The sequence below is a fragment of the Streptosporangium sp. NPDC006007 genome (genome assembly GCF_040614315.1).
Taxonomy (GTDB): domain Bacteria; phylum Actinomycetota; class Actinomycetes; order Streptosporangiales; family Streptosporangiaceae; genus Streptosporangium.
The window spans coordinates 78837-104822 of record NZ_JBEXUG010000016.1 but is presented as its reverse complement, the minus strand read 5'-3'; the positions used below and the strand labels follow the sequence as shown (position 1 = coordinate 104822).

General features: G+C 71.7%; 26 protein-coding genes. 5 read left to right on the top strand and 21 right to left on the bottom strand.

Annotation, left to right across the window (positions count from 1 at the left end; all coding sequences use genetic code 11):
* The 5 genes from ABZ194_RS15350 to ABZ194_RS15330 form a co-directional block, all read right to left on the bottom strand.
* On the bottom strand, positions 1-318 hold the full coding sequence (locus ABZ194_RS15350) for a non-heme iron oxygenase ferredoxin subunit (RefSeq protein ID WP_355596460.1): 318 nt from the start codon (positions 316-318) through the stop codon (positions 1-3).
* Positions 315-1442, bottom strand: a complete 1128-nt coding sequence (gene sufD, locus ABZ194_RS15345) for a Fe-S cluster assembly protein SufD (RefSeq protein WP_355596458.1) — start codon at positions 1440-1442, stop codon at positions 315-317. Before sufD ends, ABZ194_RS15350 begins: the two co-directional genes overlap by 4 nt.
* Entirely contained in the window at positions 1442-2854 is a 1413-nt protein-coding gene (gene sufB / locus ABZ194_RS15340; protein ID WP_355596456.1) for a Fe-S cluster assembly protein SufB, read from the bottom strand. The genes sufD and sufB overlap by 1 nt, the downstream gene beginning before the upstream one ends.
* Positions 2851-3642 carry a helix-turn-helix domain-containing protein gene (locus tag ABZ194_RS15335; RefSeq protein WP_355596525.1) on the bottom strand — a complete coding sequence of 264 codons (792 nt, stop codon included), beginning with the start codon at positions 3640-3642 and terminating at the stop codon, positions 2851-2853. Before ABZ194_RS15335 ends, sufB begins: the two co-directional genes overlap by 4 nt.
* Positions 3643-3812: 170 nt before the next feature.
* Positions 3813-4592 carry a VOC family protein gene (locus ABZ194_RS15330; RefSeq protein ID WP_355596454.1) on the bottom strand — a complete coding sequence of 260 codons (780 nt, stop codon included), beginning with the start codon at positions 4590-4592 and terminating at the stop codon, positions 3813-3815.
* A gap of 180 nt (positions 4593-4772) precedes the next feature.
* Between ABZ194_RS15330 and ABZ194_RS15325 the strand changes: the two genes are divergently transcribed.
* From ABZ194_RS15325 to ABZ194_RS15315, 3 genes are all read left to right on the top strand, one after another.
* Positions 4773-5681: an ABC transporter ATP-binding protein gene (locus ABZ194_RS15325; RefSeq protein WP_355596452.1), complete on the top strand. Its 909-nt coding sequence runs from the start codon at positions 4773-4775 to the stop codon at positions 5679-5681.
* Positions 5682-5838: 157 nt separating this feature from the next.
* Positions 5839-6555 carry an ABC transporter permease gene (locus tag ABZ194_RS15320; RefSeq protein WP_355596523.1) on the top strand — a complete coding sequence of 239 codons (717 nt, stop codon included), beginning with the start codon at positions 5839-5841 and terminating at the stop codon, positions 6553-6555.
* Positions 6556-6612: 57 nt separating this feature from the next.
* Entirely contained in the window at positions 6613-7542 is a 930-nt protein-coding gene (locus tag ABZ194_RS15315) for a DMT family transporter (protein WP_355596450.1), read from the top strand.
* A gap of 129 nt (positions 7543-7671) precedes the next feature.
* On the opposite strand, the gene ABZ194_RS15310 is transcribed toward ABZ194_RS15315, so the two are convergent.
* The 14 genes from ABZ194_RS15310 to ABZ194_RS15245 all read right to left on the bottom strand — a co-directional run bounded on the left by ABZ194_RS15310 (position 7672) and on the right by ABZ194_RS15245 (position 21322).
* Positions 7672-8352, bottom strand: a complete 681-nt coding sequence (locus tag ABZ194_RS15310) for a GntR family transcriptional regulator (RefSeq protein ID WP_355596448.1) — start codon at positions 8350-8352, stop codon at positions 7672-7674.
* A gap of 11 nt (positions 8353-8363) precedes the next feature.
* Positions 8364-9290 carry an ornithine cyclodeaminase family protein gene (locus tag ABZ194_RS15305; RefSeq protein WP_355596446.1) on the bottom strand — a complete coding sequence of 309 codons (927 nt, stop codon included), beginning with the start codon at positions 9288-9290 and terminating at the stop codon, positions 8364-8366.
* Entirely contained in the window at positions 9287-10297 is a 1011-nt protein-coding gene (locus tag ABZ194_RS15300) for a proline racemase family protein (RefSeq protein WP_355596444.1), read from the bottom strand. The genes ABZ194_RS15305 and ABZ194_RS15300 overlap by 4 nt, the downstream gene beginning before the upstream one ends.
* A gap of 14 nt (positions 10298-10311) precedes the next feature.
* On the bottom strand, positions 10312-11028 hold the full coding sequence (locus ABZ194_RS15295; protein WP_355596442.1) for an ABC transporter ATP-binding protein: 717 nt from the start codon (positions 11026-11028) through the stop codon (positions 10312-10314).
* On the bottom strand, positions 11021-11788 hold the full coding sequence (locus ABZ194_RS15290) for an ABC transporter ATP-binding protein (RefSeq protein ID WP_355596440.1): 768 nt from the start codon (positions 11786-11788) through the stop codon (positions 11021-11023). The genes ABZ194_RS15295 and ABZ194_RS15290 overlap by 8 nt, the downstream gene beginning before the upstream one ends.
* Entirely contained in the window at positions 11785-12750 is a 966-nt protein-coding gene (locus ABZ194_RS15285; protein WP_355596438.1) for a branched-chain amino acid ABC transporter permease, read from the bottom strand. Before ABZ194_RS15285 ends, ABZ194_RS15290 begins: the two co-directional genes overlap by 4 nt.
* Entirely contained in the window at positions 12747-13640 is an 894-nt protein-coding gene (locus tag ABZ194_RS15280) for a branched-chain amino acid ABC transporter permease (protein WP_355596436.1), read from the bottom strand. The genes ABZ194_RS15285 and ABZ194_RS15280 overlap by 4 nt, the downstream gene beginning before the upstream one ends.
* Entirely contained in the window at positions 13637-14800 is a 1164-nt protein-coding gene (locus ABZ194_RS15275) for a branched-chain amino acid ABC transporter substrate-binding protein (protein WP_355596434.1), read from the bottom strand. Before ABZ194_RS15275 ends, ABZ194_RS15280 begins: the two co-directional genes overlap by 4 nt.
* 181 nt (positions 14801-14981) lie before the next feature.
* A complete protein-coding gene (locus ABZ194_RS15270) occupies positions 14982-16346 on the bottom strand; it encodes an aldehyde dehydrogenase family protein (protein WP_355596432.1) in 1365 nt (454 codons plus the stop codon).
* Positions 16347-16354: 8 nt separating this feature from the next.
* The gene (locus ABZ194_RS15265; protein ID WP_355596430.1) at positions 16355-17356 is read right to left on the bottom strand and encodes a proline racemase family protein; all 1002 of its coding nucleotides are present in this window, start codon (positions 17354-17356) and stop codon (positions 16355-16357) included.
* Positions 17357-17455: 99 nt separating this feature from the next.
* Entirely contained in the window at positions 17456-18352 is an 897-nt protein-coding gene (locus tag ABZ194_RS15260) for a dihydrodipicolinate synthase family protein (protein ID WP_355596429.1), read from the bottom strand.
* A gap of 5 nt (positions 18353-18357) precedes the next feature.
* Positions 18358-19731 carry an NAD(P)/FAD-dependent oxidoreductase gene (locus ABZ194_RS15255; protein WP_355596427.1) on the bottom strand — a complete coding sequence of 458 codons (1374 nt, stop codon included), beginning with the start codon at positions 19729-19731 and terminating at the stop codon, positions 18358-18360.
* Positions 19728-20183 (bottom strand): (2Fe-2S)-binding protein, encoded by a 456-nt coding sequence (locus ABZ194_RS15250; protein ID WP_355596424.1) that lies wholly within the window; start codon positions 20181-20183, stop codon positions 19728-19730. The genes ABZ194_RS15255 and ABZ194_RS15250 overlap by 4 nt, the downstream gene beginning before the upstream one ends.
* Positions 20180-21322 (bottom strand): FAD-binding oxidoreductase, encoded by a 1143-nt coding sequence (locus ABZ194_RS15245; protein WP_355596422.1) that lies wholly within the window; start codon positions 21320-21322, stop codon positions 20180-20182. The genes ABZ194_RS15250 and ABZ194_RS15245 overlap by 4 nt, the downstream gene beginning before the upstream one ends.
* Positions 21323-21527: 205 nt before the next feature.
* Between ABZ194_RS15245 and ABZ194_RS15240 the strand changes: the two genes are divergently transcribed.
* A complete protein-coding gene (locus tag ABZ194_RS15240) occupies positions 21528-22523 on the top strand; it encodes a COX15/CtaA family protein (protein ID WP_355596420.1) in 996 nt (331 codons plus the stop codon).
* Positions 22524-22660: 137 nt separating this feature from the next.
* Positions 22661-23416, top strand: a complete 756-nt coding sequence (locus tag ABZ194_RS15235; protein ID WP_355596418.1) for an ElyC/SanA/YdcF family protein — start codon at positions 22661-22663, stop codon at positions 23414-23416.
* Here the strand turns inward: ABZ194_RS15235 and ABZ194_RS15230 are convergent.
* Both ABZ194_RS15230 and ABZ194_RS15225 read right to left on the bottom strand, forming a co-directional pair.
* Positions 23384-24619: a PrsW family intramembrane metalloprotease gene (locus ABZ194_RS15230; RefSeq protein WP_355596416.1), complete on the bottom strand. Its 1236-nt coding sequence runs from the start codon at positions 24617-24619 to the stop codon at positions 23384-23386. The two genes, ABZ194_RS15235 and ABZ194_RS15230, sit on opposite strands and share 33 nt — an antisense overlap.
* Before the next feature lie 155 nt (positions 24620-24774).
* The gene (locus ABZ194_RS15225; protein WP_355596414.1) at positions 24775-25728 is read right to left on the bottom strand and encodes a heme o synthase; all 954 of its coding nucleotides are present in this window, start codon (positions 25726-25728) and stop codon (positions 24775-24777) included.
* Positions 25729-25986: the final 258 nt, after the last annotated feature.

Below are 25986 nucleotides of genomic sequence, written 5' to 3'. Positions count from 1 at the left end.
TTACGACTCCTTCGAGAGCGAGACGAGGACGTCATCGCCGTCGATCTTGACTTGGTAGACGGGGACGGGCTTGGTGGCCGGCGGGCCGGTGGGCTTGCCGGAGCGCAGGTCGAAGCACGAGCCGTGCAGCCAGCACTCCAGGCTCTGGTCGTAGACCTCGCCCTCGCTCAGCCTCACCTCGGCGTGCGAGCACACGTCGTGCAGGGCGTAGACCTCGGCGCCCCGGCGGACCAGGGCGACCGGCGTCTCCCCCACCTCGACGCCGATCACGCCTTCGTCGGGGATGTCGGTGAGCTTGCAGACTTTTTCGAACGTCACTTCTCAAGCTCCGCCTCGACCTTGGCGAACACCCGCTCGCGCAGTTCGTCGAGCTCGATCCTCTCCAGGAGCTGCGCGAAGAAGCCCCGGATGACCAGGCGGCGCGCCTCCTCGAACGGGATGCCCCGGGCCTGGAGGTAGAAGATGTGCTCGTCGTCCAGGCGGCCGGAGGCGCTGGCGTGACCCGCTCCGGCGACCTCGCCGGTGAGGATCTCCAGGTTCGGCACCGAGTCGGCGCGGGCGCCGTCGGTCAGCAGGAGGTTGCGGTTGAGCTCGTAGGTGTCGGTGCCGGTGGCCTCGACCCGGATGATGACGTCGCCGATCCATACGGCGTGCGCGTCGTCGCCCTGCAGCGCGCCCTTGTAGGTCACGTTGCTGCGGCAGTTCGGCTGGGAGTGGTCGACCAGCAGGCGGTGCTCCAGGTGCTGCCCGGCGTCCACGAAGTACAGGCCGGTCAGCTCGGCGTCGCCGCCGGGACCCTCGTAGGCGACCGACGGCGACAGCCGTACCAGGTCGCCGCCCAAGGTGACCACGAAGCTGCGGAAGGTCGCGTCCCTGCCGAGCAGGGCGTGGTGGTGGGAGACGTGCACGGCGTCGCCGGCCCAGTCCTGCAGGCTGACGACCTTGAGCGTGGCGCCGTCGCCCACGACGAACTCGACGTTGTCGGCGTAGATCGCGCTGCCCTGGTGGTCGAGGACGACCACGGCCTCGGCCATCGGCTCAAGCCTGACCAGGGTGTGGCCGTAGGCCGCGCCCTCGCCGGATCCGGTCACGGTGATCACGGTCGGCTTGGAGGCGACCGCCTCGCGCGGGACCGTGATGACCGTGGCCTTCTCGAAGGAGCCGTACGCCTGGGCGCTGACCCGGTCGGCGGGCACGTAGGCCCTGCCGAGCCGCCGGTCGTCGCGGCCCACGGTCTCCACGGTGACCTCGGGGGCGGCGTCCACCTCGACCACGACGCCACCGGAGGCCGCGGCGCCGGTGTGCAGTCCCCGAAGGCGCGACAGCGGGGTGAAGCGCCACTCCTCCTCGCGGCCGGTCGGGACCGGGAAGTCCGCCACATCGTAGGAGGACTTCTCGTGGAGGGTCGACAGAATCGACGGAGACGCGGTTTCGAGACCCATCAGCCGACGGCTCCTTCCATCTGCAGTTCGATGAGGCGGTTCAGTTCGAGGGCGTACTCCATCGGGAGTTCGCGGGCGATCGGCTCGACGAAGCCGCGCACGATCATCGCCATGGCCTCGTCCTCGTTCAGACCGCGGCTCATCAGGTAGAAGAGCTGGTCGTCGGAGACCTTGGAGACCGTGGCCTCGTGCCCCATGGAGACGTCGTCCTCGCGCACGTCCACGTAGGGGTAGGTGTCGGAGCGGCTGATCTGGTCGACCAGCAGCGCGTCGCACTTGACCGTGCTGGCGCTGCCGTGCGCGCCCTCCTCGATCTGGACCAGACCCCGGTAGGAGGTACGGCCGCCGCCGCGGGCGACGGACTTGGAGATCACGGTGGAGCTGGTGTCCGGGGCGAGGTGCACCATCTTGGCCCCGGCGTCCTGGTGCTGGCCCTCGCCGGCGAAGGCGACGCTCAGCGTCTCACCCTTGGCGCCCCGGCCCATGAGGTAGACGGCGGGGTACTTCATGGTGACCTTGGAGCCGATGTTGCCGTCGATCCACTCCATGGTCGCGCCCTCGTAGGCCACGGCGCGCTTGGTGACCAGGTTGTAGACGTTGTTCGACCAGTTCTGGATGGTCGTGTAACGGCAGCGTGCGCCCTTCTTCACGATGATCTCCACGACCGCGCTGTGCAGCGAGTCCGAGGAGTAGATCGGCGCGGTGCAGCCCTCGACGTAGTGGACGTAGGAGTTCTCGTCCACGATGATCAGGGTCCGCTCGAACTGGCCCATGTTCTCGGTGTTGATCCGGAAGTAGGCTTGGAGCGGGATCTCCACGTTGACGTTCGGCGGCACGTAGATGAAGCTGCCGCCGCTCCAGGTGGCCGTGTTCAGCGCGGCGAACTTGTTGTCCCCGACCGGGATGACGGTGCCGAAGTACTCCTTGAAGAGCTCCTCGTGCTCCTTGAGCGCGGTGTCGGTGTCGACGAAGACGACACCCTTCTCCTCAAGGTCCTCACGGATCTTGTGGTAGACCACCTCGGACTCGTACTGGGCGGCGACACCGGCGATCAGACGCTGCTTCTCCGCCTCGGGGATGCCCAGCCTGTCGTAGGTGTTCTTGATGTCCTCCGGCAGCTCCTCCCATGAGGTGGCCTGCTTCTCGGTGGAGCGCACGAAGTACTTGATGTTGTCGAAGTCGATTCCGCCGAGGTCCGCGCCCCAGTTCGGCATGGGCTTCTTGCCGAACAGACGCAGGCCCTTCAGACGCAGGTCGAGCATCCACTCCGGCTCGTTCTTGAGCGCGGAGATATTACGGACGACCTCCTCGGACAGGCCGCGGCGGGCCGTGGCCCCCGCGTCGTCGGAGTCGGCCCAGCCGAACTTATAATTCCCGAGGCCTTCAAGCTCCGGGCGGTCGGTGACAGTCACCTTCCGGTCTCCTTGCTCGTTTCATCGATCGCTTCATGGGTTGCCGAGGGCGCTGCCCCGGTTGTCTGCCGGTGCGCGTCCCGCTCCCCCGTATCCGGCCCGGCGTCCGCCCTGCGAGGACTCACATGGGTGGTGCACACACCGTCGCCGTGGGCGATGGTCGCCAGCCGCTGCACGGGCGTGCCGAGAATCTGCGCGAACGCCTCGGTCTCGGCCTCGCAGAGCTGCGGGAACTCCGCGGCCACGTGTGCCACCGGGCAGTGGTGCTGGCACAGCTGGTCGCCGCCGAGGCCGGCCTTGCTCGCCGAGGCGGCGTAACCGTCCGCGGACAGGGCCTCAGCCAGGACGCGCACCCGCTGGTCGGCGGGGACGTCGCGCATCTCGCGGCGGAGGCGCCCGACGAGGCCCGCCACCTGTGACCGGGCGAACTCGGCCACCGCCTGCTCGCCCGCGCGCTCGGCCAGAAAGCGCAGCGCGCTGCCCGCGAGCCCGTCGTAGGCGTGCTCGAAGGCGCTGCGGCCCTCATCGGTTATGGCGAACAGCTTCGCCGGCCGTCCCCGGCCTCGCTGACCGCGGGGGCGGACCGTACGGGGCTCGATCAGCCCGTCGGCCAGCAACGCGTCCAGGTGGCGGCGGACGGCGGCGGAGGTGAGCCCGAGCCGCTCGCCGAGGGCGGAGGCCGTGACGGGCCCGTGCTCCAGGATGAGCCGGGCGACACGCGCGCGTGTGCCATGCTCGGCGGACACGCCGGAGAGCCGCACAACGGCGGTCTCCTCGGCGCCTCGCATCCCGGTCACGTATTTCACAACATCAGTGTGGCCTAATTCCTTCCCCGCATACAAATGGTTGCCCAAGATGCGGAGAATGCGATTTATCACGCAGGTAAGCCTTACCTAATCTGCGATAACGCCACCCGGAGGTTTACCCGGGCCGGTAAGAGCGGCCTCCTCGAACGCGGTCACCGCCCTCCGGTCACGGCCTCGATCACCGCGAAGGGCGCGAACTGCGGGTCGGCCACCACCGCCATCCGCCCCCTGGGCGACGGCGAGAGCGGCGCGAGCACGGCGCCCCCCAGACTCAGGACCCTCGCCACGGTGGCGGCGGCGTCCGCCACCGCGAAACAGGCCCTCCAGTGCGGCGGCGTGTCCGGCGGGAACACCGGCCCCGGCTCCGCCGTCCCCGCGACGGGGCGGCCGTGCAGCCACCACTCGGTGTACGGCCCGCCGCCGGTCCCGCCCCCCTCGGCCTCCCAGCCGAAGACGGTCCGGTAGAACGCCTCGCAGACGGCGGGGTCCCGGGTCACCAGCTCGTTCCAGGTGAGCGCGCCGGGCTCGCCGACGATCTCCGCGCCCACGCGCCGATCCGCCTGCCACACCATGAAGAGGGCCCCCGAGGGGTCCTCGAAGGCCGCCGTGGACCCCTCGTCGAAGATCTTCACGGGTTCCAGTTCGACCTTGCCCCCGGCCCCGCGGACCCGCGAGGCGACGGCCTCGGCGTCCCGGGTGGCCACATAGGTGTTCCAGACCGCGGGAACGCCGTCACCGAAGCTGGGCCCGATCCCCGCGACCATCTTCCCGCCCAGCGTGAAGCGGCCGTATCCCCCGGACTCCGGGCGCGGGTCGAACACCGCCTCCCAGCCGAAGATCTCCCGGTAGAACCTGACCGACAGGGTGACGTCCGTACTCGACAGATCCACCCAGCACGGGACGCCTGACTCACGGCCGCTCCGCTCGGACACGCCGAACCTCCTCATGTCGTGATTCGGGACACGTTCAGCGTGGCACGGGCGGATCGGGGCGCCCGGGAGGAGATCAAGACCCTTGGCGGGATCCGCCCGAAGGCTTTTACCGGACATGAGAGGTCCCACGCCGCAGGTCCGGCAACCTGACCGCCCGGCGCAGTCCCTAAACTCGTGGCCATGGAGTCCCCAGCCGTCGAGATCATCGATCTGGTCAAGAGATACGGCAGAACGACCGCGATCGACGGCCTCACGCTCAGCGCGGGCCGAGGCGCGGTGACCGCGATCCTCGGCCCCAACGGCGCGGGCAAGACCTCGACCATCGAGATCTGCGAGGGGTTCCGCAGAGCCGACGGCGGCGTGGTGAGGGTCCTCGGGCTCGATCCGTCCCATCCGGAGCTGCGGGCCAGGGTCGGGGTGATGCTCCAGGCCGGGGGCGTGCCGCCCGCGGCGCGCTGCGGGGAGTGGCTGCGGCTGATGGCCCGTTTCCACGCCGGCCCGCTGGATCCGGCGGCGCTGCTGGAGCGGCTCGGCCTCACCGGGCACGCCCGCACGCCGTACCGGAGGATGTCGGGAGGGCAGCAGCAGCGCGTGTCGCTGGCCGCGGCCGTCATCGGCCGTCCCGAGCTGGTCTTCCTCGACGAACCGACCGCGGGCCTGGACCCGCAGGCCCGGCACGCCTGCTGGGAGCTGGTGGGCGACCTGCGGGCCGCCGGGGTCTCGGTGGTGCTCACCACCCATCACATGGACGAGGCGGAGAGGCTCTCCGACCAGGTGGTGATCATCGACCGCGGCCGGGTGGTGGCCGAGGGCACGCCCGACTCACTGACCGGCGCCGAGCGGCAGCTCCGCTTCAGGGCCCGGCCCGGCCTCGCCCTGGACGAGCTGCTCACCGCGCTGCCCGCGGGCAGCGCGGCCAAGGAGTCACCCTCCGGGCACTACATCATCGAGGGGCAGGTCTCGCCCGGGCTGCTGGCGACCGTCACGGCCTGGTGCGCCGCCGAGGGCGTCACCGCCGACGACCTGAGCATCGAACGCCGCACCCTGGAGGACGTCTTCCTGGAGCTGACCGGCCGGGAGCTCCGATGACCCCCCGGCGAGGAGACAGAGGACACCGGGAACGCAGAGCACGCCGGGCACGGCCGGCACCGGATCGCAGGAGAGCACAGTGACCCCCCCGACCTCCCCGGCCCCCTCGGCACCTCTGGACCTCACGCCCGCCCCGGGCGCCGCGCCGCTGCGCGCAATGGTGCTGGCGCAGACGGGGGCGGAGATCCGGGCGACGCTCCGCAACGGCGAGCAGTTCCTGCTGACGCTGATCATCCCGGTGCTGCTGCTGGTCGGGTTCTCGGCCGCGCCGCTGGTGAACGTCGGCGGCGGCTCCCGGGTGGACTTCATCACCCCCGGCGTGCTCGCGCTGGCCGTGATGTCCACGGCCTTCACCGGGCAGGCCATCGCGACCGGCTTCGAACGCCGGTACGGCGTGCTGAAGCGGCTGGGCGCCACCCCTCTGTCGCGGACCGGGCTGATGCTGGCCAAGACGCTCGCGGTGATCGCCGTGGAGGTCGTCCAGGTCGCCCTCATCTCCTGCGTGGCGATCGCCCTGGGCTGGCGTCCGGCGGGCTCCGCGCCGGCAGCGCTCGTACTGATCCTGCTCGGCACCGCCGCGTTCAGCGGGATGGGCCTGCTGATGGCGGGCACCCTGCGCGCCGAGGCCACGCTCGCCGGGGCCAACCTGGTCTACCTGATCCTGCTCGGCTGCGGCGGGGTCGTCTTCCCCCTGTCGGTCTTCCCCGACTCGGTGGAGCCGGCGCTGCGGCTGCTGCCGATCACCGCGCTGACCGGCGGGCTCCGCTCCGCCCTGGGCGACGGCGGCGGGCTGCCCCTCAGCCCGGCGCTGGTCCTGGTGGTCTGGGCCGCCCTCTCGCTCGGTCTCGCGTCGCGGACGTTCCGCTGGGAGTGACCCGGCCACCTAGTAATGTGTGAACAACCGTGTGGTTCCTGACACGAGGAGTTCCGCGTGGCCGCTGAAGCCCTGCATGGGCCCGCTGAGCCGTACAAACCCGGCCTCGCCAGGCCGGGGGCCGTGCTGCGGGCCGCCTCCGACGCGGTGCCGCCCTCCGGGCTGGTGCTGCTGGCCATCCTGTCGGTCCAGATGGGCGCGGGTTTCGCCAAGGACCTGTTCGCCCAGCTGCCGCCCAGCGCGGTGGTGTTCCTGCGGATCGCGGCGGGCGCGCTGATCATGGGGGCCGTCGCCCGGCCCCGGCTGAGGGGGCTGACCCGCGCCAGAGCCGGGGTCGGTGTGGCGTTCGGCGTGACGCTGGGCGTGATGAACCTGTCGTTCTACGAGGCGCTGTCCCGGCTGCCCATGGGCATCGCGGTGGCGATCGAGTTCCTCGGCCCGCTCGGGGTGGCGGTGGCCGCCTCGCGCCGTCGCCTGGACCTGCTCTGGGTCGGGCTGGCGGCCTCCGGGGTGACGCTGCTGGCCCCGTGGGGAACGGCGGCGTCGCGGATCAGCTGGGCCGGGATCGGGTTCGCGCTGGTCGCGGCGGCCTGCTGGGCGGGCTACATCCTGCTGTCGGCCGCCGCCGGTCGCCACTTCCCCGGCACCACCGGCCTCTCCTTCGCGATGATCGTGTCGTTCCTGCTGATCGCCCCGGTGGGGATCGCCACGGGCGACGCCGGCCTGCTCAGGCCCGAACTGCTGATGATCGGGCTCGGTGTGGGCCTGCTGTCGTCGGTCATCCCCTACTCGATCGAGCTGGAGGCGCTGCGCAGAATGCCCAAGCAGGTGTTCGGCATCCTGATGAGCCTGGAGCCCGCGGTGGCCGCGATGGTCGGGCTGCTGGTGCTGGGCGAGGTGCTCGACGTGCGTGAGTGGGCGGCCATCGCCTGCGTGGTCGTCGCCAGCCTGGGCGCGACCCGCGGCGCGCGCCCGTCACCGGGGTGAGCCGGGCGGACAGGCTCGGGCCGGGCCGACGGGCGGCACGGATCCGAGCAGCGGTGAGGGCCGTACGGCGGCACCCGCGACGGTCACCGCGAGGCCGTACGGCGGGCGGGCGGCGGCCGGGCGGGCCGCCTACTCCGGGTTGCTGGCCCAGATGCCCCGGACGTGCTGGATGTGGCCGTGCATCAGCCGCTCGGAGCCGACGGCGTCACCGGCGGAGAGCAGGTCGAGCAGCCGGAGGTGCTCGTGGGCGGACTCCATCAGCGCCCCGCGCGCGTAGAGTGCGGAGAGGCCGTACAGCCGGGCGCGCTTGCGCAGATCGCGCACCACCTCCACCAGGTGCGCGTTGCCCGCCAGCGACAGGAGGTCCACGTGGAAGCGGAGGTCGGCGTCCACGTAGCCGAGCAGGTCACCGCGTTCGGCGGCGTCGACGATCTGCTGGGCCACCGGCCGGAGCATCTCGAAGATCTCCGCGCGGCCCACGTCGGCCAGCCGCGCCACCGTGGGCACCTCGATGAGCCGGCGGATCTCGGTGAGCTCGTCCAGATCCTGGTCGGACAGCTCGGTGACCCGGAAGCCCTTGTTGCGCACCGCCTCGACCAGGCCCTCCTTGGCCAGGTCGAGCATCGCCTCGCGCACCGGGGTGGCCGAGACGCCGAACTGGGCGGCCAGCACCGGCGCCGAGTAGACCACGCCGGGCCGCATCTCACCGGTGATCAGGGCGGCCCGCAACGCGTGGGCCACCTGTTCACGCAGGCTCTGCCGCTCACCCACCGCCGGCAGGTCGAGTCGGTCCTCCGCCGAAGGAGCCATTCCCGCGCCTCTCATCTCACTCTCGTCCACGCCTCGTAGGCGGCGGCCGCCACCACCAGGTCCTCCCATGCCATGCCCACACTCTTGAACACCCGGGGTCCGGAACCGCGGGGCACAAGGCCGTCGACCAGTTCCCGGAGATTCCCGGCGAGATGACCAGTGGTGATCGTACCGTTCCGCAGTGGGATGATCAGATCCCCCGCCTCCGCGAGGGCGGCACCGCGGGCCTCGACGACCACGGTGGCCCGCGCGACGAGATCGTCGTCGATCTCCCGGACGTCCGGCTCGTGAGAACCGACCGCGACCACGGTAGCGCCGTCGGGAACGAGCCTACCCTCGAAGAGGGGAACCCTGGCTGTCGTGCAGCAGGCGACGAGTTCCGCCGCACCGGGGCCCGCGGCCGTGTCCGCCTGGAGTCCCTCGTCGGCGCACCGGGCGGCGAGCGCCTCGGCCCTCCGGGGGTCCCTGCCGATCACGGTCACCCGTTTCACCGGCCGGACCGCGCGGAACGCCTCGACGTGCCCCCACGCCTGGGGTCCGGTGCCGAAGACCGCCATCGTCTCGGCGCCGGGGCCGGACAGGTGGCGTACCGCCAGCGCGGAGACCGCCGGGGTGCGCAGCGAGGTGAGCGCGATACCGTCCAGCGCGGCCAGCGGGGCCAGGGTCGGCCCGTCCATGAGCAGGTAGGTGCCCTGGATGCGCGGCAGCCCGCGTGCGGGGTTGCCGGGGACGACCCCGGCGACCTTGATGCCCGCGTACCGGCCCCAGGAGGCGGGCATCAGCAGTAGCTGACCCGCGGGAACCTCCACGATGGGGCGCGGCGGGGTTTTCTCGGGGTCGAGCCCGCCGCGCAGGGCGTCCTCCAGGACCTGTATCGCCCGCGCGGTCGGCACCAGCGCGCGCAGGGTCTCCCCGTCGAGGTACGGCAGGGCGCTCATCGGAGCGTGAACCCGGTGCCGACGGGATCGCGCGGATCCAGGGTGAAGCGATGCTCCCCGGTGCGGTAGGCCATGCCCTCCACCTCCGGGACGATGCCCTCCGGTGTCACCCCGGCCACCCAGGCCCGGAAGGAGGTGCCCACGATGCTCTCGTGGACGAGGGTTCCGGTGAAGCCCGCGTCGTGCAGCAGCGCCAGCCTGGCGGCCGTGCCCGAGCCGCAGGGTGAGCGGTCCACCTCGCCGTCGGCGAAAACCGTCACATTGCGCTGACGGCCGGGCCCCAGGTCGTCGTGGAAGACGACGCCGTAGATCCCGGAGAGCCGGTCGTCGTCCGGGTGCCGGGCCGCGGGATGAGCCGCCAGCGCGGCCTTGACGGCCCGGCCGAGCGCGATCAGCTCGGTGAGGTGCTCGGGGGCCACGCTCAGCCCGAACGCGGCGGCGGGGATCGAGGCGTAGATGGCCCCGCCGTAGGAGACGTCGGCCCTGATCCCGGCGAGCCGGCCGGGGGCGGCACCCGCCGGGGACCGGCCGGTGCCGGCGAGCGGGCCCAGGTCGATGTCGCGTGCGACGACGTAGGAGGGGACGTTGCGGAAGGTGACGGCGTCGACGCGGCCGGCCGAGCAGCGGACCCTGGCCGTCACCCTGCCGGACGGGACGTCGACCACGACGTCGGTCTCCCCCTCGGGGTCGGCCTTGACCAGGCCGGTCTCCACGGCGTGCACGCCCAGCGCGATGGTGCCGTGACCGCAGGCGGTGGAGTAGCCGTCCTTGTGCCAGAAGAGCACACCGAGGTGGGCGTCCTCGTCGTCCGGCGGAACGAGGAAGCAGCCGTACATGTCGGCGTGCCCGCGTGGTTCGTGGCAGAGCAGCCGCCGCACCCGGTCGATCCCCGGGGCGCTCGCCGCCTCGCGGCGTTCGAGCACGGTGCCGCCGGGGATGTCCGGCACCCCGGCGGTGACGACCCGGAAGGGCTCACCGCCGGTGTGGTAGTCGATCGTGTGAATCATGCTCTCCCGTTTCATCAGGGGTTTCCGCCACCGCCCAGGTACGCCTCGACCACCCGGGCGTCCTCTCGGAGCGCGGAGGCGGGGCCGTCCAGCACGCACTCTCCGTTCTCGATCACGTATCCGCGGTGGGCGATCTTAAGCGCGGCGGTGGCGTTCTGCTCGACGAGCAGCACCGAGGTGCCCTCGGCGTTGATGCCGGCGATCAGCTCCATCACCGAGGCGACCACCAGCGGGGCCAGGCCCATGGAGGGCTCGTCGAGCAGGAGCAGCCTGGGCCCGGTGACCAGGGCCCGGCCGACGGCGAGCATCTGCTGCTCGCCGCCGGACAGCGTGCCGCCCTGCTGGGCCCGCCTCTCCGCCAGGCGGGGCAACAGCTCGTAGACGTGCTCGATCCGCCTGCGGATCTCGGCCTGGTCGCGGATCAGGTAGCCGCCGAGCTGGAGGTTCTCGTGCACGGACAGCGTGCTGAAGATCCTGCGGCCCTCGGGGACGTGCACCAGGCCGCGCGCGGCGATCTTGTGCGCTCTCTCCCTGGTGACGTCCTCCCCCTCGAAGAGGACCTTGCCGGCGGTGGGCCGTACCAGGCCGGAGACCGCCGCCAGCGTGGTGGTCTTGCCCGCGCCGTTGTTGCCCAGCAGCGCGACGATCTCGCCCGCCGAGACGGTGAGCGACATGCCGCGCAGGGCGTGCACGCCGCCGTAGTGGACGTCCAGTCCGCGGATCTCAAGCATGGGTGTCGCTCCCGAGGTAAGCCTCGATGACGGCCGGGTTCCGGCGTACGTCCTCGGGGCGGCCGTCGGCGATCTCCTTGCCGAAGTTGAGCACGACCACGCGTTCGGAGACCTCCATGACCAGGCCCATGTCGTGTTCGATGAGCACGATCGCCACGCCCAGCCCCTGGATCCGCCGGATCAGGTCGAGCATCTCGGCCTTCTCCCCGTGGTTGAGCCCGGCGGCGGGCTCGTCCAGCAGCAGCAGGTCGGGGCGGCGGGCCAGCGCCCTGGCGATCTCGGTGCGGCGCTGTTCGCCGTAGGGCAGGTTCCGCGCGGCGCCGTACCGGTCGCCGCGCAGGCCGACGAAGTCCAGCCAGTGGTGGGCCTGTTCGGTGCACTCGCGTTCGGAGCGACGGTAGCGGGGGGTGTGCAGCAGGGCGTCGAAGACGCTCTGCCTGAGCCACAGGTGGGATCCGGCCCGCACGTTGTCCAGCACCGACAGCTCGCCGAACAGGCGCAGGTTCTGGAACGTGCGCGCGACGCCGAGCGCGGCGACCGCGGACGGCCGGAGCCCCGGGAGGCTCCGGCCGCGCAGGGTGATCCGGCCCGAGGTCGGGCGGTAGAAGCCGGTGACGCAGTTGAAGGCCGACGTCTTGCCCGCGCCGTTGGGCCCGATGACGGAGACGATCTCCGCCTCGTCCACCGAGAACGTGAGCCCGTCGATGGCCAGCAGCCCGCCGAAGGACAGGCGCAGGTCCTCCACACTCAGCAGGCTCACGGGACCTCCTTGGAACGTGCGGGCCACAACCCCTGCGGGCGCAGGAGCATGACGGCGATGAGCAGGACACCGAACAGGAAGAACCGGTAGTCGGCGAGGTCGCGCAGGAACTCCGGCAGGAGGCTGATCACCACGGCGCCGATGACGACCCCGGGGATGGAGCCCATGCCGCCGAGGACGACGGCCATCAGGACCAGCGCGGACTGCAGGAAGGTGAAGCTGGTCGGGGAGATCGCGGACAGCTGGGCGGCGAACAGCACCCCGGCCAGGCCGCCCCAGACGGCGCCCGCGATGTAGGCGGCGAGCTTGACCCGGTAGGTGTGCACGCCCATGGCCTCGGCGGCGTCCTCGTCCTCCCGGACGAACCGCCAGGCCCGGCCGAGGCGGGAGCGGCCCAGCCGGGCCGCGCCGAGGACGGCCAGGGAGACCACGGCCACGGTGAGGTAGTAGAAGATCACCGGACTGTCGGTCAGGTGCGGGATGCCGTAGATGCCCGAGGGGCCGCCGGTGACGTCCAGGTTGTTGGCGGTGATCCGGATGATCTCCCCGAAGCCGAGCGTCACGATGGCGAGATAGTCGCTGCGCAGCCGGAGCGTCGGGGCGCCGATGACGATCCCGGCGATGACCGTGACCACGATGACGATCGGCACGGTGGCCGGCAGCGGCAGGTGCAGCCGGGTGGCCAGCACCCCGCTGGTGTACGCGCCGACCGCGAAGAAGGCGACGTAGCCGAGGTCGAGCAGGCCGCAGTAGCCGACCACGATGTTCAGCCCGGCCGCGAGCATCACGAAGATGGCCGCGCTGGTCATGACCGACAGCGCGTACGGCGTGGCGTTGACGAAGGGCGCGAGCAGGGCGGCCAGCAGTCCGGCGAGCCCGGCCCACCGGTTGCCCAGCAGCCTCGACGCCCGGGTCACGGGCCGGTCGACGCCCACCCGGCGGACCTTGGTGGTGCTGGTCATACGCGCTCCGTGACGCGTTCGCCGAGCAGGCCGGTGGGCCGCACGGTGAGGAAGAGGATGAGCACCCCGAACGCGAAGACGTCGCGCCACTCGCCGCCCAGCCAGAACGTGCCGAACGACTCCAGCAGCCCGAGCAGCAGCCCGCCGAGCATCGTGCCGGGAATGTTGCCGATCCCGCCGATGACAGCCGCGGTGAAGGCCTTGAGCCCGATCAGGAAGCCCATCAGGAAATCAATCTTTCCATAATAGGCTCCGGCCATCACCCCGGCGGCCCCCGCGAGGGCCGAGCCGAGGAAGAACGTCCGGGAGATCACCGCGTTGACGTCGATGCCCATCAGCGAGCTGGTGCGCGGGTCCAGCGCGATGGCTCGCATGGCCCGGCCCTCACGGGTCCGGGTGATCAGCAGGTTGAGGCCGATCATGAGGACGACCGCCACCCCGACCAGCACGAGCTGCTGCAGGGTCAGCCTGGCGCCGAGCATCTCCAGCGAGGTGCCGCCGAGCCGTACCGGGTAGACCCGGGGGTCCGGGCCGGCCGCGGCGCGCATGCCGTACTCCAGGGCGAAGGAGGCTCCGACCGCGGTGATCAGCAGGGAGAGCCGGGGGGCGCGGCGGAGCGGCCGGTAGGCGATCCGCTCCAGCGCCACCCCGGCCAGGCCGGTGACCAGCATGGTCGCCAGAAGCACGGCGAGCAGCACCGGCAGGGCCATTGAGGGCGACACGCCGCCGACCGCGCCGAGAATGGCGAAGCCGACGAACGCGCCGAGCATGTACACGTCGCCGTGAGCGAAGTTGAGCAGCTTGATGATCCCGTAGACCATGCTGTAGCCCAACGCCACCAGGGCGTAGAACGAGCCGACGAACAGACCGTTCCAGACGAGCTGGGTCATTTGAGAGAGTCCTGCAGGGTGATCTTGCCACCCTTGACGACGAGGATCTGGAAGCCGCCGTTGGACAGGGTGTGGTCGGGGGTGAACTTCAGCGGGCCGGAGAACATCGGGAACCCGTCGGTCGCCTCCAGCGCCGCGACGACCTTGGTGCCGTCGGTGCTCCCTGCCTTGGTGATCGCCTCCGCGGCCAGCCGGACGGCGTCGTAGGCCTGGTTGGAGTAGGGGCCGGGGTCGGTGTTGTACTTCTTCTTGTAGGCCGCGATCCAGCCCTCGGCACCCTCAAGCGTGTCCGGGGTCTGGGTCATCGTGGCGTAGACGCCCTCGGCGGCCTCGACGCCGGCGATCTCGGCCAGCTTCGGGGAGACCGAGCCGTCGGCGACCATGATGGAGCCCTTGTATCCCGCCTGACGGAGCTGGCGGGCGATCAGGCCGCCCTCCTGGAAGTAGCCGGTCCAGTAGACGAAGTCGGGCTTCTTGGCCAGCACGTTGGTGACGTTGGCGCTGTAGTCGCTCTCCTTGGGGGTTACCGTCTCCACCAGCACGGCCTCGGGGCCGCCGGCGGTGTCGAGGAGGGCCTTGGTGCGGAGCGCGATGTCCTTGGAGTAGCTGGTGTTGTCGTGCATCAGCACGACGCTCTTGGCGTTCTCCTTGACCATCCACTTCTCCGCCGCGGCGGCCTGCTGGGAGCCGGTGCCGTTGATCAGGAAGACGTGCTTGAGCTTCTGGTCGACCAGTTCCTGGGAGTTGGCCGCCGGAATGATCATGGGGATGTTCGCCTTGCCGAAGATGGGCAGGGTGGGCAGCGTCGCGCCGGAGCAGTAGCCTCCCACGGAGACCTTCACACCCTCGGTGACCAGCTTGTTGGCTCCGGCCGCCGCCGACTGGGCGTCGCAGGCGTCGTCGGCGGTCTTCAGCTCCAGCTTGCGGCCGAGCACGCCACCCTTGGCGTTGATCTCGTCGACCGCGAGCTGTGCCGCGTTGCTCATATAGGGACCGATGGCGGCCTCGCTGCCCGACTGGGGGATCAGCATGCCGAGAAGGATCGGACCGTCGTCCTTGGTGGTCTCCTCCCCGCCGCCGAGCAGACCCTGACCACATCCGGTGGTCAGGAGGCCGATGAGGGCCAGCGGCGCGAGAGCTTTAAAGGGGATGGCACGCATGTGCGGCTCCTCACATCGAGTGATGTGTGACATTGCACTAGTTGAGAATGTGCACGTCAAGAGCCGACACAAGACCGTTAACGTTCACACACTGTTTCTTTGCCGGTAGGACCGAAATGTCAAGAGGCACCTCCGCAAGGGGAGGTGCCTCTGGGTGGTGCCGGGGCCGGGCGGGCCGGTTTCAGCGTGACGGGCTGATGGTGACGGTGTGGGTGGAGGTGTAGAAGTCCTGAGCCGCCTTGCCCTGCTCCCTGCCTCCGTAGCTGGAGTCCTTCTCGCCGCCGAACGGCAGGTAGAAGTCGACGCCGCTGGTCGGGGCGTTCACCTTGACCAGCCCGGTGTCCAGCCGCGCGCTGATGTCCAGGGCCCGGTCCAGGTCACGGGTGTAGACGGCCGAGGCCAGCCCGTAGCGGACGCCGTTGGCCAGCGCCACCGCCTCGTCCGCCGAGGCGGCGTCCTGGACCACGCAGATCGGCCCGAACACCTCCTCGCAGGCGAGCGGGTGATCCGCCGGCAGGCGGTCCACCAGCGTCGGCTCGGCGTACCAGCCGCCGAGCCCGTCGGCGCTCCGGCCACCGGTCAGGATCCGGCCGCCCGACGCGACCGCACCCGAGGCCGCGGCCACCACCCGGTCGCGGGCCGCCTTGTCGATCAGCGGGCCGACCGCGACGGCCGGGTCGGACGGATCGCCGAACCCGAGCCGGGCCACGGCCGCGAGCACCGCCTGCCGGACGTCGTCGCCGTTGCCGACCGCGATGATCCGCTTGGTGGCCGTGCACTTCTGCCCGGCGAAGCCCATCGCCGCCGCCGCGATCTGGGCCGCGGCGACCTCAAGGTCGGCGTCGGGCAGCACGATGGCGGGGTTCTGCCCGCCCATCTCGGCCTGCACCGGCACGCCGCGCCGTACGGCGGCGGCACGGACCAGCCCGCCCACCGCGGCGGACCCGGTGAAGGAGACCACGTCGGCGGCCTCCACCAGCGCCGCCCCCTCCTCGGCGTCACCCGCCACGACCCGGAACGCGTCGAGGTCCAGCAGCTCGGCCAGGCGCAGCGCGCACGCCAGCGCCTGCGGGGCGGGCTTGAGCACGACCGCGTTGCCGAACGCCAGCGCGGGCGCGGCCTTCCACAGCGGAATGGCCAGCGGGAAGTTCCACGGTGTGATCAGCCCGGCGACGCCGAGCGGGCGGCGCCGGGTGAACAGCAGCCCGGCCCCCGAGGGCTCGTGGACCGCGCCCACCGGATCGAACACCTGCTGGGCGTAGTAGCGCAGGATCGACACCGAGCGGGCGACCTCGCCCCGCGCCTCGGCGACGGGCTTGCCGACCTCGCGGACCACCAGGGCGGCCAGTTCGCCGGCCGCCCCCTCCACCGCGTCGGCGGCCCTGGCCAGCGCCGCGGCCCGGACGGCCGCGTTACGGGCCGCCCAGTCGCGCTGCGCGGTCCTGGCCGACGCCACGGCCGCGTCGACGCCCGATCTCCCCGCGGCGGGGGAGGAGGCGACGAGGTCGGCGGGGTCGTGCGGGGAACGGCTCTCGATCGGATTCATCACAGGGATCACAGCAGGAAACCTTCGGGAAACGGGTCACGGGGATCGATGAAGTACTGGGCGGTTCCGGTGACCCACGCCCTGCCCGTGATGGCCGGGACCACCGCGGGCAGATCCGCGACCCTCGTCTCCCCGGTGAGCCGCCCGACAAAGCGGGTGCCGATGAACGACTCGTTCACGAAATCGGTGTCGAGGGCCAGCTCACCGCGGGCGTGGAGCTGGGCCATCCGGGCGCTGGTGCCGGTGCCGCACGGCGAGCGGTCGAACCAGCCGGGGTGGATCGCCATCGCGTGCCGGGAGTGCCGGGCGTCGGAGCCGGGGGCGGTGAACTGCACGTGGTGGCAGCCCCGGATGCCGTCGTCCAGCGGGTGGACGGGCTCGTCCTGCTCGTTGATGGCATCCATGATCGCCAGTCCGGCGTCGAGGATGCCCTGCTTGTGCGAGCGGTCGAACGGCAGGCCGACGGAGGCGATCGGCAGGATCGCGTAGTAGTTGCCGCCGTAGGCCAGGTCGTAGTCGACCTCGCCCAGCCCGGGCACCTTGACCGTGCGGTCCAGCCCGGCGGCGAAGGACGGCACGTTGGTGATGGTGACCGCCGTGGCGGCGCCGTCCTCGACCCGCACCTCGGCGACGACCAGCCCCGCCGGGGTGTCCAGCCGGATGGTGGTCACCGGCTCGGCGACCTCGACCATCCCGGTCTCCACCAGAACGGTGGCGACTCCGATGGTGCCGTGGCCGCACATGGGCAGGCAGCCGGAGACCTCGATGTAGAGCACGCCGTAGTCGGCGTCGGGCCGGGTGGGCGGCTGCAGGATCGCCCCGCTCATCGCCGAGTGGCCGCGCGGCTCGTACATCAGCAGGGTCCGGACGTGGTCCATCTCGGCCATGAAGTACCGGCGGCGCTCGGCCATGGTCGCGCCGGGGATGACCCCGACTCCCCCGGTGATCACCCGGGTGGGCATGCCCTCGGTGTGGGAGTCCACCGCATGAAAAACTCGTCTGGTCCTCATCGACTCTCCTCCGAGGGATGTCCTACCCTACAAGACCCCCGACCGGGCGCGTCCCTCGCCGGGCGCGGCCCGCACGACGCCCGGCCGGGGGGGCGACGGCTAGCCGAGACCCTCGGCCAGGACCTTCTCGGTGACGGCGCGGACGGCGGACTCCTCCTCGGGGACCAGCGGCAGCCTCGGCGGACGGCTCGGGCCGCCCTTGCGCCCCGCCAGGTCCATGGAGAGCTTGATGGCCTGCACGAACACGGTCTTGGAGTCCCAGCGCAGCAGCGGGTGCAGCGCCCGGTAGAGCGGGAGCGCGGTGGCCAGGTCACCGGCCATGGCCGCCTTGTACAGGTCCACGCAGGAGCGGGGCAGCGCGTTGGGGTAGCCGGCCACCCAGCCGACCGCACCCGCCAGGGCCAGCTCCAGCATCACGTCGTCGGCGCCGATCAGCAGATCCAGGCCGGGGGCGACCTCGGCGATCTCGTAGGCGCGGCGGACGTCGCCGGTGAACTCCTTGACCGCCACGATCAGGCCCTCGGAGTGCAGCCTGGCCAGCAGCGCCGGGGTGAGGTCCACCTTCGTGTCGAGGGGGTTGTTGTAGGCCACCACGGGCAGGCCGGCCTTGGCGACCTCGCGGTAGTGCTCGATCACGATCCGCTCGTCGGCCCGGTAGGCGTTCGGCGGGAGCAGCATCACCGCCTGGCATCCGGCGTCACGGGCCTGCTCGGCCCAGCGGCGCGCCTCCAGCGCGCCGTAGGCGGCGATCCCCGGCATGACCCTGTCGCCGCCGATGGCCGCGACCGCGGTCTCCACGACCGTGGCCCGCTCGCCGGAGGTCAGCGTCTGGTACTCGCCCAGCGAGCCGTTCGGAACCACGCCGTCGCAGCCGTTCTCGACCAGCCAGCGGCAGTGCTCGGCGTAGCCGTCCAGGTCGACCGAGAGGTCCTCGTTCAGGGGGAGGGCGGTGGCCACCATCACGCCGTGCCAGGGTTTCGTGCGGGTCGTCGTCATCACGGTCATCCTTCCAAGGGGGATAGGTTCAGCGCGGCCAAGTCGCCCAGCCGGACGGGCTGGGCGATCGGGCGCCGGGGCGCCAGAGGGTTCTCACCGGCGAGGCACGCCACGGCGTAGCCACACATCCGGCCCTGGCACCAGCCCATACCGGGGCGGGCCAGCAGTTTTATGGAGCGCGCGTCGGTGGCACCCAGCTCCTGGGCCTCGCGCACGGCCGACAGGGGCACCTCTTCACAGCGGCAGATCAGCGTGTCCCGGCGGAGCCACCCCTGCCAGCCGGGCCGTACCGGGTAGGCCTCAAGCAGCGCCCGGGCAAACGCCGACAACCGCTCGCGGCGCCGCGACAGGACCGGCAGCGGCCGGACTCGGCGGCCCAGGTCCGCGGCGACGGTACGGCCGGCGACGCGCCCCTCGACCTCGGCCAGCACCGCCCCGCCGACGCCGGTGGACTCCCCCGCCGCGTAGACGCCGGGCACGCTGGTGCGCGCCCCCGCGTCGACGTCCACGACGGGGCTGCCGTCCGCGTCGGCGCGGGTCGCGCAGCCGAGCTGGACCGGGAGTTCGAGCTGGGGGACGAACCCGTAGCCGTAGGCGAGGGTGTCGCACTCGACGGTCCTGGTGGCGACCGGCCGCCAGGCGGCGTCCAGCTTCGCCACCGTGACGTGGGTCAGGGCGCCCTCACCGTGTGCCTCGATCACCGCCTGGCGGCCGTGGTAGGGCACCCGGTGCCTGGCGAGGCTCACGCCGTAGCCGAGGGCCTCCCCGGCCTTGCCCGCGGCGAGCAGCGGGTGCCTGGCGAGCCCGAACCGGCCGTTGGCCTCGTAGACGCCCCGCACGTCCGCACCGGCGTCGGCGAGCCCGGCGGCGACCGGGAGCAGGAAGGGCCCGGTCCCGGCGACCACGACCCTGCGGCCCGCGACGACGAGGTTCCCCTTGAGCAGGGCCTGTGCCCCGCCCGCGGTGAGCACTCCCGGCAGGTCCCAGCCGGGGAACGGCAGCGGCCGGTCGTGGGCGCCGGTGGCGATCAGCAGCCGGCGCGCGGTGACCGTGCGGGGCCGCTCCTCGCGGTCCCCCTCCAGGCACCGTACGGTTATCGTCTCGTCGGCCCGCTCCACGGCCCAGACCCGGTGACCGAGGAGCACGGTGGCGCGCTCGCCGAGCGCCTCCCATTGCCGGGTGAACCTGTCGAGGCCGTGATGGAGGGCTCCGGGCCTGCGGGCGTGGAAACCCTCGGGCAGGTGCCGGAAGTACTGGCCGCCGGGGCGCGGGGCGGCGTCGATCAGCACGACGTCCAGCCCGGTCAGGGAGGCGCTGAGCGCCCCGGCCACCCCGGCCGGCCCCGCGCCGATGACGGCGAGGTCGTGGACGTGGCTCATCGGCCGTTCACCGTGCCCCGCCCGTCGCGCGGGCCCTGGTTCCACCCGTCGCCGGGCTCACCGTGAACCTCACCGCCGGCCTTACCGCCGGGTTCACGGCCGGGCTCACCCGCGGACCCGCCGCCGGCTTCACCGCCGGGCCCGTCCTCGGGCCGGCCGGGTCCGGCCTCGCGGCCGGTGCTCACCCGGTCTCCGGGGCGGGCCTCGGTCAGGCAGGCCCGCAGGGACGGGCTGCCGTTGACCGTGACCAGGCAGTCGAAGCAGACGCCGATGCCGCAGAACAGCCCACGCGGGCGTCCGTCGATCCGGGTGGTCCGCCAGGTGCGGACGCCCGCGCCGTGCAGGGCCGCGCCGATGGTCTGGCCGGGAATCACCGGGACGGGGGCGCCGTCCACGCTGATCTCGAACTCCGGCTCGGGGCGCGCCCGTACCAGGCTGTACGGCTGCTTCATGAACGCGCCTCCTCGAAGCGGTCCGGGCGGAAGGGGCGCAGGGCCAGGTCGGGCTGGACTCCGGTCAGCGTCTGGGCGATCAGGTGGCCGGTGGCCGGGGCCAGGCCGATGCCCGCGCCCTCGTGGCCGCAGGCGTGGTGGAGCCCGGGGGCCCGGGGGTCCTCCCCGATCACCGGAAGGTGATCGGGGCAGTAGGGCCGGAACCCGCAGTAGGCCCGGATCACCCGGCGCTCCGCCAGCACGGGGAAGAGCGCGACGGCCTGCCGGGCGAGGCGTTCCAGCACCGGCACCGAGATCCTCCGGTCGAAGCCGACGCGCTCGCGGCTGGCGCCGATGAGCACCGGGCCCGAGGCGGTCGCCTCCACCACAGCGGACGTCTCCAGGCCCTCGGAGTCGCTGGCCACGTTGGTGACGTAGGCCGCGGTGTAGACCTTGTGCCTGATCAGCACCTCGTCCATGGGCTCGGTGACCAGGATGAAGCCGCGTCTGGGCAGGACCGGGACGTGCACGCCGGCCATCGCGGCGATCTCACCGCCCCAGGTGCCGGCGGCGTTGACTACCGCGTCTGCGAGAATGTCACCATGGTCGGTCATGACGCCGGTGACCCGGGATCCGTCGCGGACGAAGCCCGTCACGGTGACGCCGGTGCGCAGCATCAGCGTGCCGCGGCCGAACCGCTCGGCACCCCTCTGGATCAGCCTGGCCGCCGCCAGCATGGGCTGGACCTGGGCGTCCTGCGGGTAGAACACGCCTCCGGCCAGACCCTTGGCCAGGTGGGGCTCGTAGTCGGCGAGCCCTTCCGGGGGGACCACCGCGTGCTCGACCCCCTGCTTGGCCGCCAGGGCGATGAGGACGTCAAGCACCCCTCCGGACTCGGCGACCACCAGGCCGCCCTTGGGCTCGAACTCGAACCCGTCGTGCTCGGCCAGGTCACGCCAGAGGCCGTTGGAGAGCAGGGCCAGATCCAGCTCGGGCCCCGGCTCCTTGTCGGAGACCAGGACGTTGCCCTCTCCCGCGCCGGTCGTCCCACCGGCCACGGGCCCGCGGTCGACGACGACCACGTCCAGCCCGGCGCGTGCCGCGTAGTAGGCGCAGGCGGCGCCAACGGCTCCGGCACCGATCACCACGACGTCCGGCATGACTCACCTCGCTTCCAACCCGGCTCGTCAGTAATATGTCACATATTCTCAACGAGATCAATCATCCCCATTCTCGTTTCTCCAGTTCAGCCGATCCGTACCCGGCGGCTTAAGCGATAAGCCGCGCCGCGCCGGGCGGCCCGCCCGCCCTCGCGCGCCCGGGTCACCGACGAGACCACCGCCCTCGCCGCCTAGCATGTGAGCCGTGAAGCACCTCCTTGACCAGGCACGTCGACAGGCTGTGAAGCTCCCTCGGGCCGTCTGGTCCCCCACCGCCGACGGCCTGCGCCGGTGGGCGCTGGCGAGCGTGATCGTCAACGCGGGTATCACCGTGACGGGCGCGGCCGTCCGGGTCACCGGATCGGGGCTGGGCTGCCCGACCTGGCCGAGGTGTACCCCTGACAGCTTCGTCCCGGTCGCCCACGGCGAGATCTCGGCGGTCAACATGGCCGTCGAGTTCGGCAACCGGCTGCTGACCTTCGTGGTCCTGATCGCCGGCGTGGCCTGCCTGGTCGCCGCGCTCAGGATGCCGTCGCGCCGCCGGGACCTGGTGCGGCTGGCATGGCTCCAGCCGATCGGCGTGGCCGCGCAGGCCCTCTGGGGCGGCCTGGTGGTGCGCAGCGTGCTCAACCCGGTCACCGTGAGCATGCACTTCCTGATCTCCATTGGCCTGATCGCCGCCGCCTTCGCGCTCTACGCCCGGTCCAAGGAGGGTGACGCCGCGCCGGAGCGGCTGGTCCACCGCGACATCCGCGTCCTCAGTCTCGCGCTGACCGCGGCGGTGGCCGCCCTGCTCGTCGTGGGCGTGGTGGTGGCGGGCACCGGACCGCACTCCGGGGACGCGATGGCCTCCCGGTTCCGGTTCGACGTCGAGACGGTGGCCAGGATCCACGCCGACGTGGCCTATCTCGTGGTCGGGCTCACGTTCGCGCTGCTCTTCGCCCTGCGCGTCACCGGCGCGCCGCGCCATGTCAGGCGGGCGGCGCTGACGCTGCTCGCCGTGGAACTGGCGCAGGGGATCGTCGGATACGTCCAGTACTTCCTGGCCGTCCCCGCGTTCCTGGTCGGCCTGCACGTGCTCGGTTCGACCCTGGTGTGGATCCACACACTGCGGGTGGTCTACGCGATGCGGTCCCGGGGCCCGCTGGAGACCCCGGTGGGCGATCACGACAGACTCGGCTCCGTCGCCGTGCCGGCCTGATCTCCGCCCTACCCGCCGTCCCCGCCGCGCGGGATCCGGCGCCCGGCGCCGTGACCGGCCCGCCGCGGGCCGCGCACTCCATGAGATTCCCTGAGATTACCGGAGCGCCGCGGAGAGGCACGCGGGACAATGACGGTATGCCACTGTCACGTGCGGCCCTCCGCCGCTCCTACCAGGGCACCGTCCTGCTGAGCGTGCTGGCGATCGCCCCCCTGACCTGGGCATGGCTGGCCAGTGCCGGGCACCGGGCCGTCGCGGACTCCTCCCCGGGCTGGGCCGCCGGGGTCCCGGAAGCCCCGGCGGCGCTGGTCCTGGGCGCGGCGGCCTTCGGCGGGCACCCCTCCCCCATGCTGGCCAGGCGGCTGGACATCTCCGCCGAGCTTTACCGGACGGGCAGGGTGAGGGCTCTGCTGCTCTCGGGCGACAACGGCCGGCGCGGCTACGACGAGCCCACCGCCATGCGCGACTACCTGCTCGCCCGCGGCGTCCCCGGCACCGCCCTCGTGCTGGACTACGCGGGCTTCGACACGTGGGACTCGTGCGTGCGGGCCCGCGACGTGTTCGGGGCCACCCGGATCACCGTGGTCACCCAGGTCTTCCACCTGCCCAGGGCGGTCGCGCTGTGCCGTACGGCGGGCCTGGAGGCGTTCGGCGTGGGCGACGACTCGGCCGCGCGGTGGCCGTCCACCACCTACGGCTACGCGGCCCGGGAGTTCCTCGCCTCGGCGAAGGGCGTCTTGGACTCGGTGGTTCTCGACTCCTCCCCCGTCTTCCCCGGACCGCGCGAGACCAGCCTGGACGCGGCGCTCCGCCCCTCGGCCCGTCCGGCCGCCGGCTCCGCCCCCCCCGGGGCGGACGCCTCATCCGGGCAGCGGGTAGGGGCCCGGCGGTGACGGGGGGCGCGGGCCGGACTCCGGCGGGAACGGGGGCGGGGGGAGGTGACCGGGCGGAACGTTCCCTCCGGGTGCCTGCCGCGACGCCGGGAACGCCGCGCGCGCGGCGGCCATGCACCGCAGCAGTGCCCCCTGCTCCTCGTTGAACGTGCGTTCGTCGATCACACCGCGCCTGGCCCGCTCGTGGAGCAGGCCGAGCTCGGTGGCCGCGAGCTGGTAGTCGCTCATCGCCCGCAGGCCGGGCTTGCCGCCGTTCGCCCTGGCCCACCGCCTGGCCTGACGGCGGCCGGGCAGCGAGGAGAGCATGTAGACGTCGTAGGGGGTGACCAGCCCGGTCGCCCGATAGGCCGGCAGGTAGGTGTGGATCAGGCCGACGATCCGGGTGCGGTCCCGGAAGACGATCCAGATCAGCACGATCAGCACGGCCATCAGCAGCAGGTAGGCGACGACCAGTCCGCCGAGGCCGACGTAGGACGCGAACCCGTTCCAGATCCCGTGCAGCAGCATCGCGCCGATCCAGCCCGCCGCGATCACGAAGACCCGCACCGACCCCTGGCGCTGCGCGGCGTAGGCCACCGCGACACCGATCATAGAGGTGAACAGCGGGTGCGCGAAGGGCGACAGGATCCCGCGGAGCACGACGGTCACCGCCAGGCCCTGGGCCCCCGTGTCGTGCAGGGCCGCCACGTAGTAGCTGACGTTCTCACTCATCGCGAAGCCGAGGCCGACCATGCCGGCGTAGATGATGCCGTCGGTGGGCCCGTCGAGCTCGGTCCGCCTGAACCTGAGCAGGCCCAGCAGGACCAGCCCCTTCATCGTCTCCTCGACCACCGGGGCGCCGAAGGTGGCGGCGATGTTGCGCGCGGTGTCGTAGCCCAGCCGGGCGGTGTTCTCGATGTAGACCAGGTTGAAGGAGTTGACGAGGCCCGCGACCAGCACAGCCACCCCGGCGCCCCAGGCGAACGCGAAGATCAGATTGCTCCGCGGCTCGGGCTCCATCCGGTCCAGCGCCAGCACCGCCGCCAGCAGCACGGGGACCGGCGCCAGGGCGAGGGCCAGCGCGATGAAGAAGTACACCGGGTCGCCGTTGAACAGGTCGAAGGAGAACGACGCCAGCGCGCAGAGGCCGGCCAGGACAAGTCCGGCGATCAGCGCGACGGACGGGCGGTCCCTCAAGACCCAGCGGGGATCACGGCTCGCCATGTGGTAACCGTAACCGATCAACCACGACGTGTCCCGTCCCATTCTGTGTCAGGCCGCACCCGGCCACCAGACCACATTCGCCGACATAGCGGCATAAAAACGCTGAGGGCGCCTCGGGGTCGTTCATGAGGGCGCGCACGGTGGAGGGAGGAGGCTCAGACGAGCATGGAGTCGACGGCGACGGCGAGGAAGAGCAGCGCCAGATAGGCGTTGGACCAGTGGAAGAAGCGCATCGGGCGCAGGTCGACCCCGGTCCTGCCGGCGTTGACGCGGCCAAGGAGGCGATAGACCTCCCACAGGCAGGCGGCGCCGAGGACGAGGGCCACGGCCGGATAGAGCAGCGTGGTCCCGGCGACCGGCCAGAGCAGCAGCGAGCAGAGCACGGTGGCCCAGGTGTAGACGATGCTCTCCAGCACCACACGGCGCTCGGTGGCCACCACCGGGAGCATGGGGATCTTCGCCGCCGCGTAGTCGTCCCGGTAGCGCATGGCGAGAGTCCAGGTGTGCGGCGGCGTCCAGAAGAACACCACCCCGAAGAGCACCACCGGCGCCCAGGCGAGACTCCCGGTGACGCCGGCCCAGCCGATCAGCACCGGCATGCAGCCCGCGATGCCGCCCCAGACCACGTTCTGCGAGGTCCGCCGCTTCAGGATCATCGAGTAGACGAGCACGTAGAAGAGGTTCGCGGCCAGTGACAGCCAGGCGGCGAGCCAGTTCACGGTCAGCCCGAGCCCAAGGGTCGACAGCACCCCGAGGAGCACGCCGAAGATCAGCGCGTTGGCCGGCGGGACCTGGTCGCGGGCCAGCGGGCGGCGCCGGGTACGGCGCATCGCGGCGTCGATGTCGCGGTCGATGTAGCAGTTCAGCGCGTTCGCGCTGCCCGCCGAGAGGGTGCCGAACACCAGGGTGCAGACGGCGATCCCCAGCGGGGGCAGGCCACGGGCGGCCAGGAACATCACCGGCAGCGTGGTGATCAGCAGCAGTTCGATGATCCGCGGCTTGGTGAGGGCGACGTATGCCTTCACGACGTCGCCGAACGAGCGCGGAGTGGCGATGTCCGCCGTACCCGTCTCGGACAGGGCCGTCGATTGCTTGTCGGTCAGCACCATTAAGGCGCTTCCAGCACGTGCGGGGTCAACGCGTAACCTCTGATTAGAGCGGATCCGTGATGCGGGCACCGGCCCAGCCTTGAGGACCCAACTCTAGTTGCTGGGGTGGCCGGTTCCCGCATGGGGTGAGAAAGCGATGTGGCATGACCCTTTCAGGGGTTGTGTCCGGGCTGTTTGTGACTCCTGCGGACTCGCCCCCTGCCGGCCTACGCAACGGTAGCGAGGCCGAACCGTTAGGGTCCGGTGTGGGCGGGAAAA

Bases quoted from the DNA above. Each gene is read 5' to 3' on its own strand.
- sufD (WP_355596458.1), bottom strand. From the start codon at position 1,442: ATGGGTCTCGAAACCGCGTCTCCGTCGATTCTGTCGACCCTCCACGAG.
- ABZ194_RS15335 (WP_355596525.1), bottom strand. From the start codon at position 3,642: ATGCGAGGCGCCGAGGAGACCGCCGTTGTGCGGCTCTCCGGCGTGTCC.
- ABZ194_RS15325 (WP_355596452.1), top strand. From the start codon at position 4,773: ATGGAGTCCCCAGCCGTCGAGATCATCGATCTGGTCAAGAGATACGGC.
- ABZ194_RS15320 (WP_355596523.1), top strand. From the start codon at position 5,839: ATGGTGCTGGCGCAGACGGGGGCGGAGATCCGGGCGACGCTCCGCAAC.
- ABZ194_RS15310 (WP_355596448.1), bottom strand. From the start codon at position 8,352: ATGGCTCCTTCGGCGGAGGACCGACTCGACCTGCCGGCGGTGGGTGAG.
- ABZ194_RS15305 (WP_355596446.1), bottom strand. From the start codon at position 9,290: ATGAGCGCCCTGCCGTACCTCGACGGGGAGACCCTGCGCGCGCTGGTG.
- ABZ194_RS15300 (WP_355596444.1), bottom strand. From the start codon at position 10,297: ATGATTCACACGATCGACTACCACACCGGCGGTGAGCCCTTCCGGGTC.
- ABZ194_RS15295 (WP_355596442.1), bottom strand. From the start codon at position 11,028: ATGCTTGAGATCCGCGGACTGGACGTCCACTACGGCGGCGTGCACGCC.
- ABZ194_RS15285 (WP_355596438.1), bottom strand. From the start codon at position 12,750: ATGACCAGCACCACCAAGGTCCGCCGGGTGGGCGTCGACCGGCCCGTG.
- ABZ194_RS15280 (WP_355596436.1), bottom strand. From the start codon at position 13,640: ATGACCCAGCTCGTCTGGAACGGTCTGTTCGTCGGCTCGTTCTACGCC.
- ABZ194_RS15275 (WP_355596434.1), bottom strand. From the start codon at position 14,800: ATGCGTGCCATCCCCTTTAAAGCTCTCGCGCCGCTGGCCCTCATCGGC.
- ABZ194_RS15270 (WP_355596432.1), bottom strand. From the start codon at position 16,346: ATGAATCCGATCGAGAGCCGTTCCCCGCACGACCCCGCCGACCTCGTC.
- ABZ194_RS15265 (WP_355596430.1), bottom strand. From the start codon at position 17,356: ATGAGGACCAGACGAGTTTTTCATGCGGTGGACTCCCACACCGAGGGC.
- ABZ194_RS15260 (WP_355596429.1), bottom strand. From the start codon at position 18,352: ATGACGACGACCCGCACGAAACCCTGGCACGGCGTGATGGTGGCCACC.
- ABZ194_RS15255 (WP_355596427.1), bottom strand. From the start codon at position 19,731: ATGAGCCACGTCCACGACCTCGCCGTCATCGGCGCGGGGCCGGCCGGG.
- ABZ194_RS15250 (WP_355596424.1), bottom strand. From the start codon at position 20,183: ATGAAGCAGCCGTACAGCCTGGTACGGGCGCGCCCCGAGCCGGAGTTC.
- ABZ194_RS15245 (WP_355596422.1), bottom strand. From the start codon at position 21,322: ATGCCGGACGTCGTGGTGATCGGTGCCGGAGCCGTTGGCGCCGCCTGC.
- ABZ194_RS15235 (WP_355596418.1), top strand. From the start codon at position 22,661: ATGCCACTGTCACGTGCGGCCCTCCGCCGCTCCTACCAGGGCACCGTC.
- ABZ194_RS15230 (WP_355596416.1), bottom strand. From the start codon at position 24,619: ATGGCGAGCCGTGATCCCCGCTGGGTCTTGAGGGACCGCCCGTCCGTC.
- ABZ194_RS15225 (WP_355596414.1), bottom strand. From the start codon at position 25,728: ATGGTGCTGACCGACAAGCAATCGACGGCCCTGTCCGAGACGGGTACG.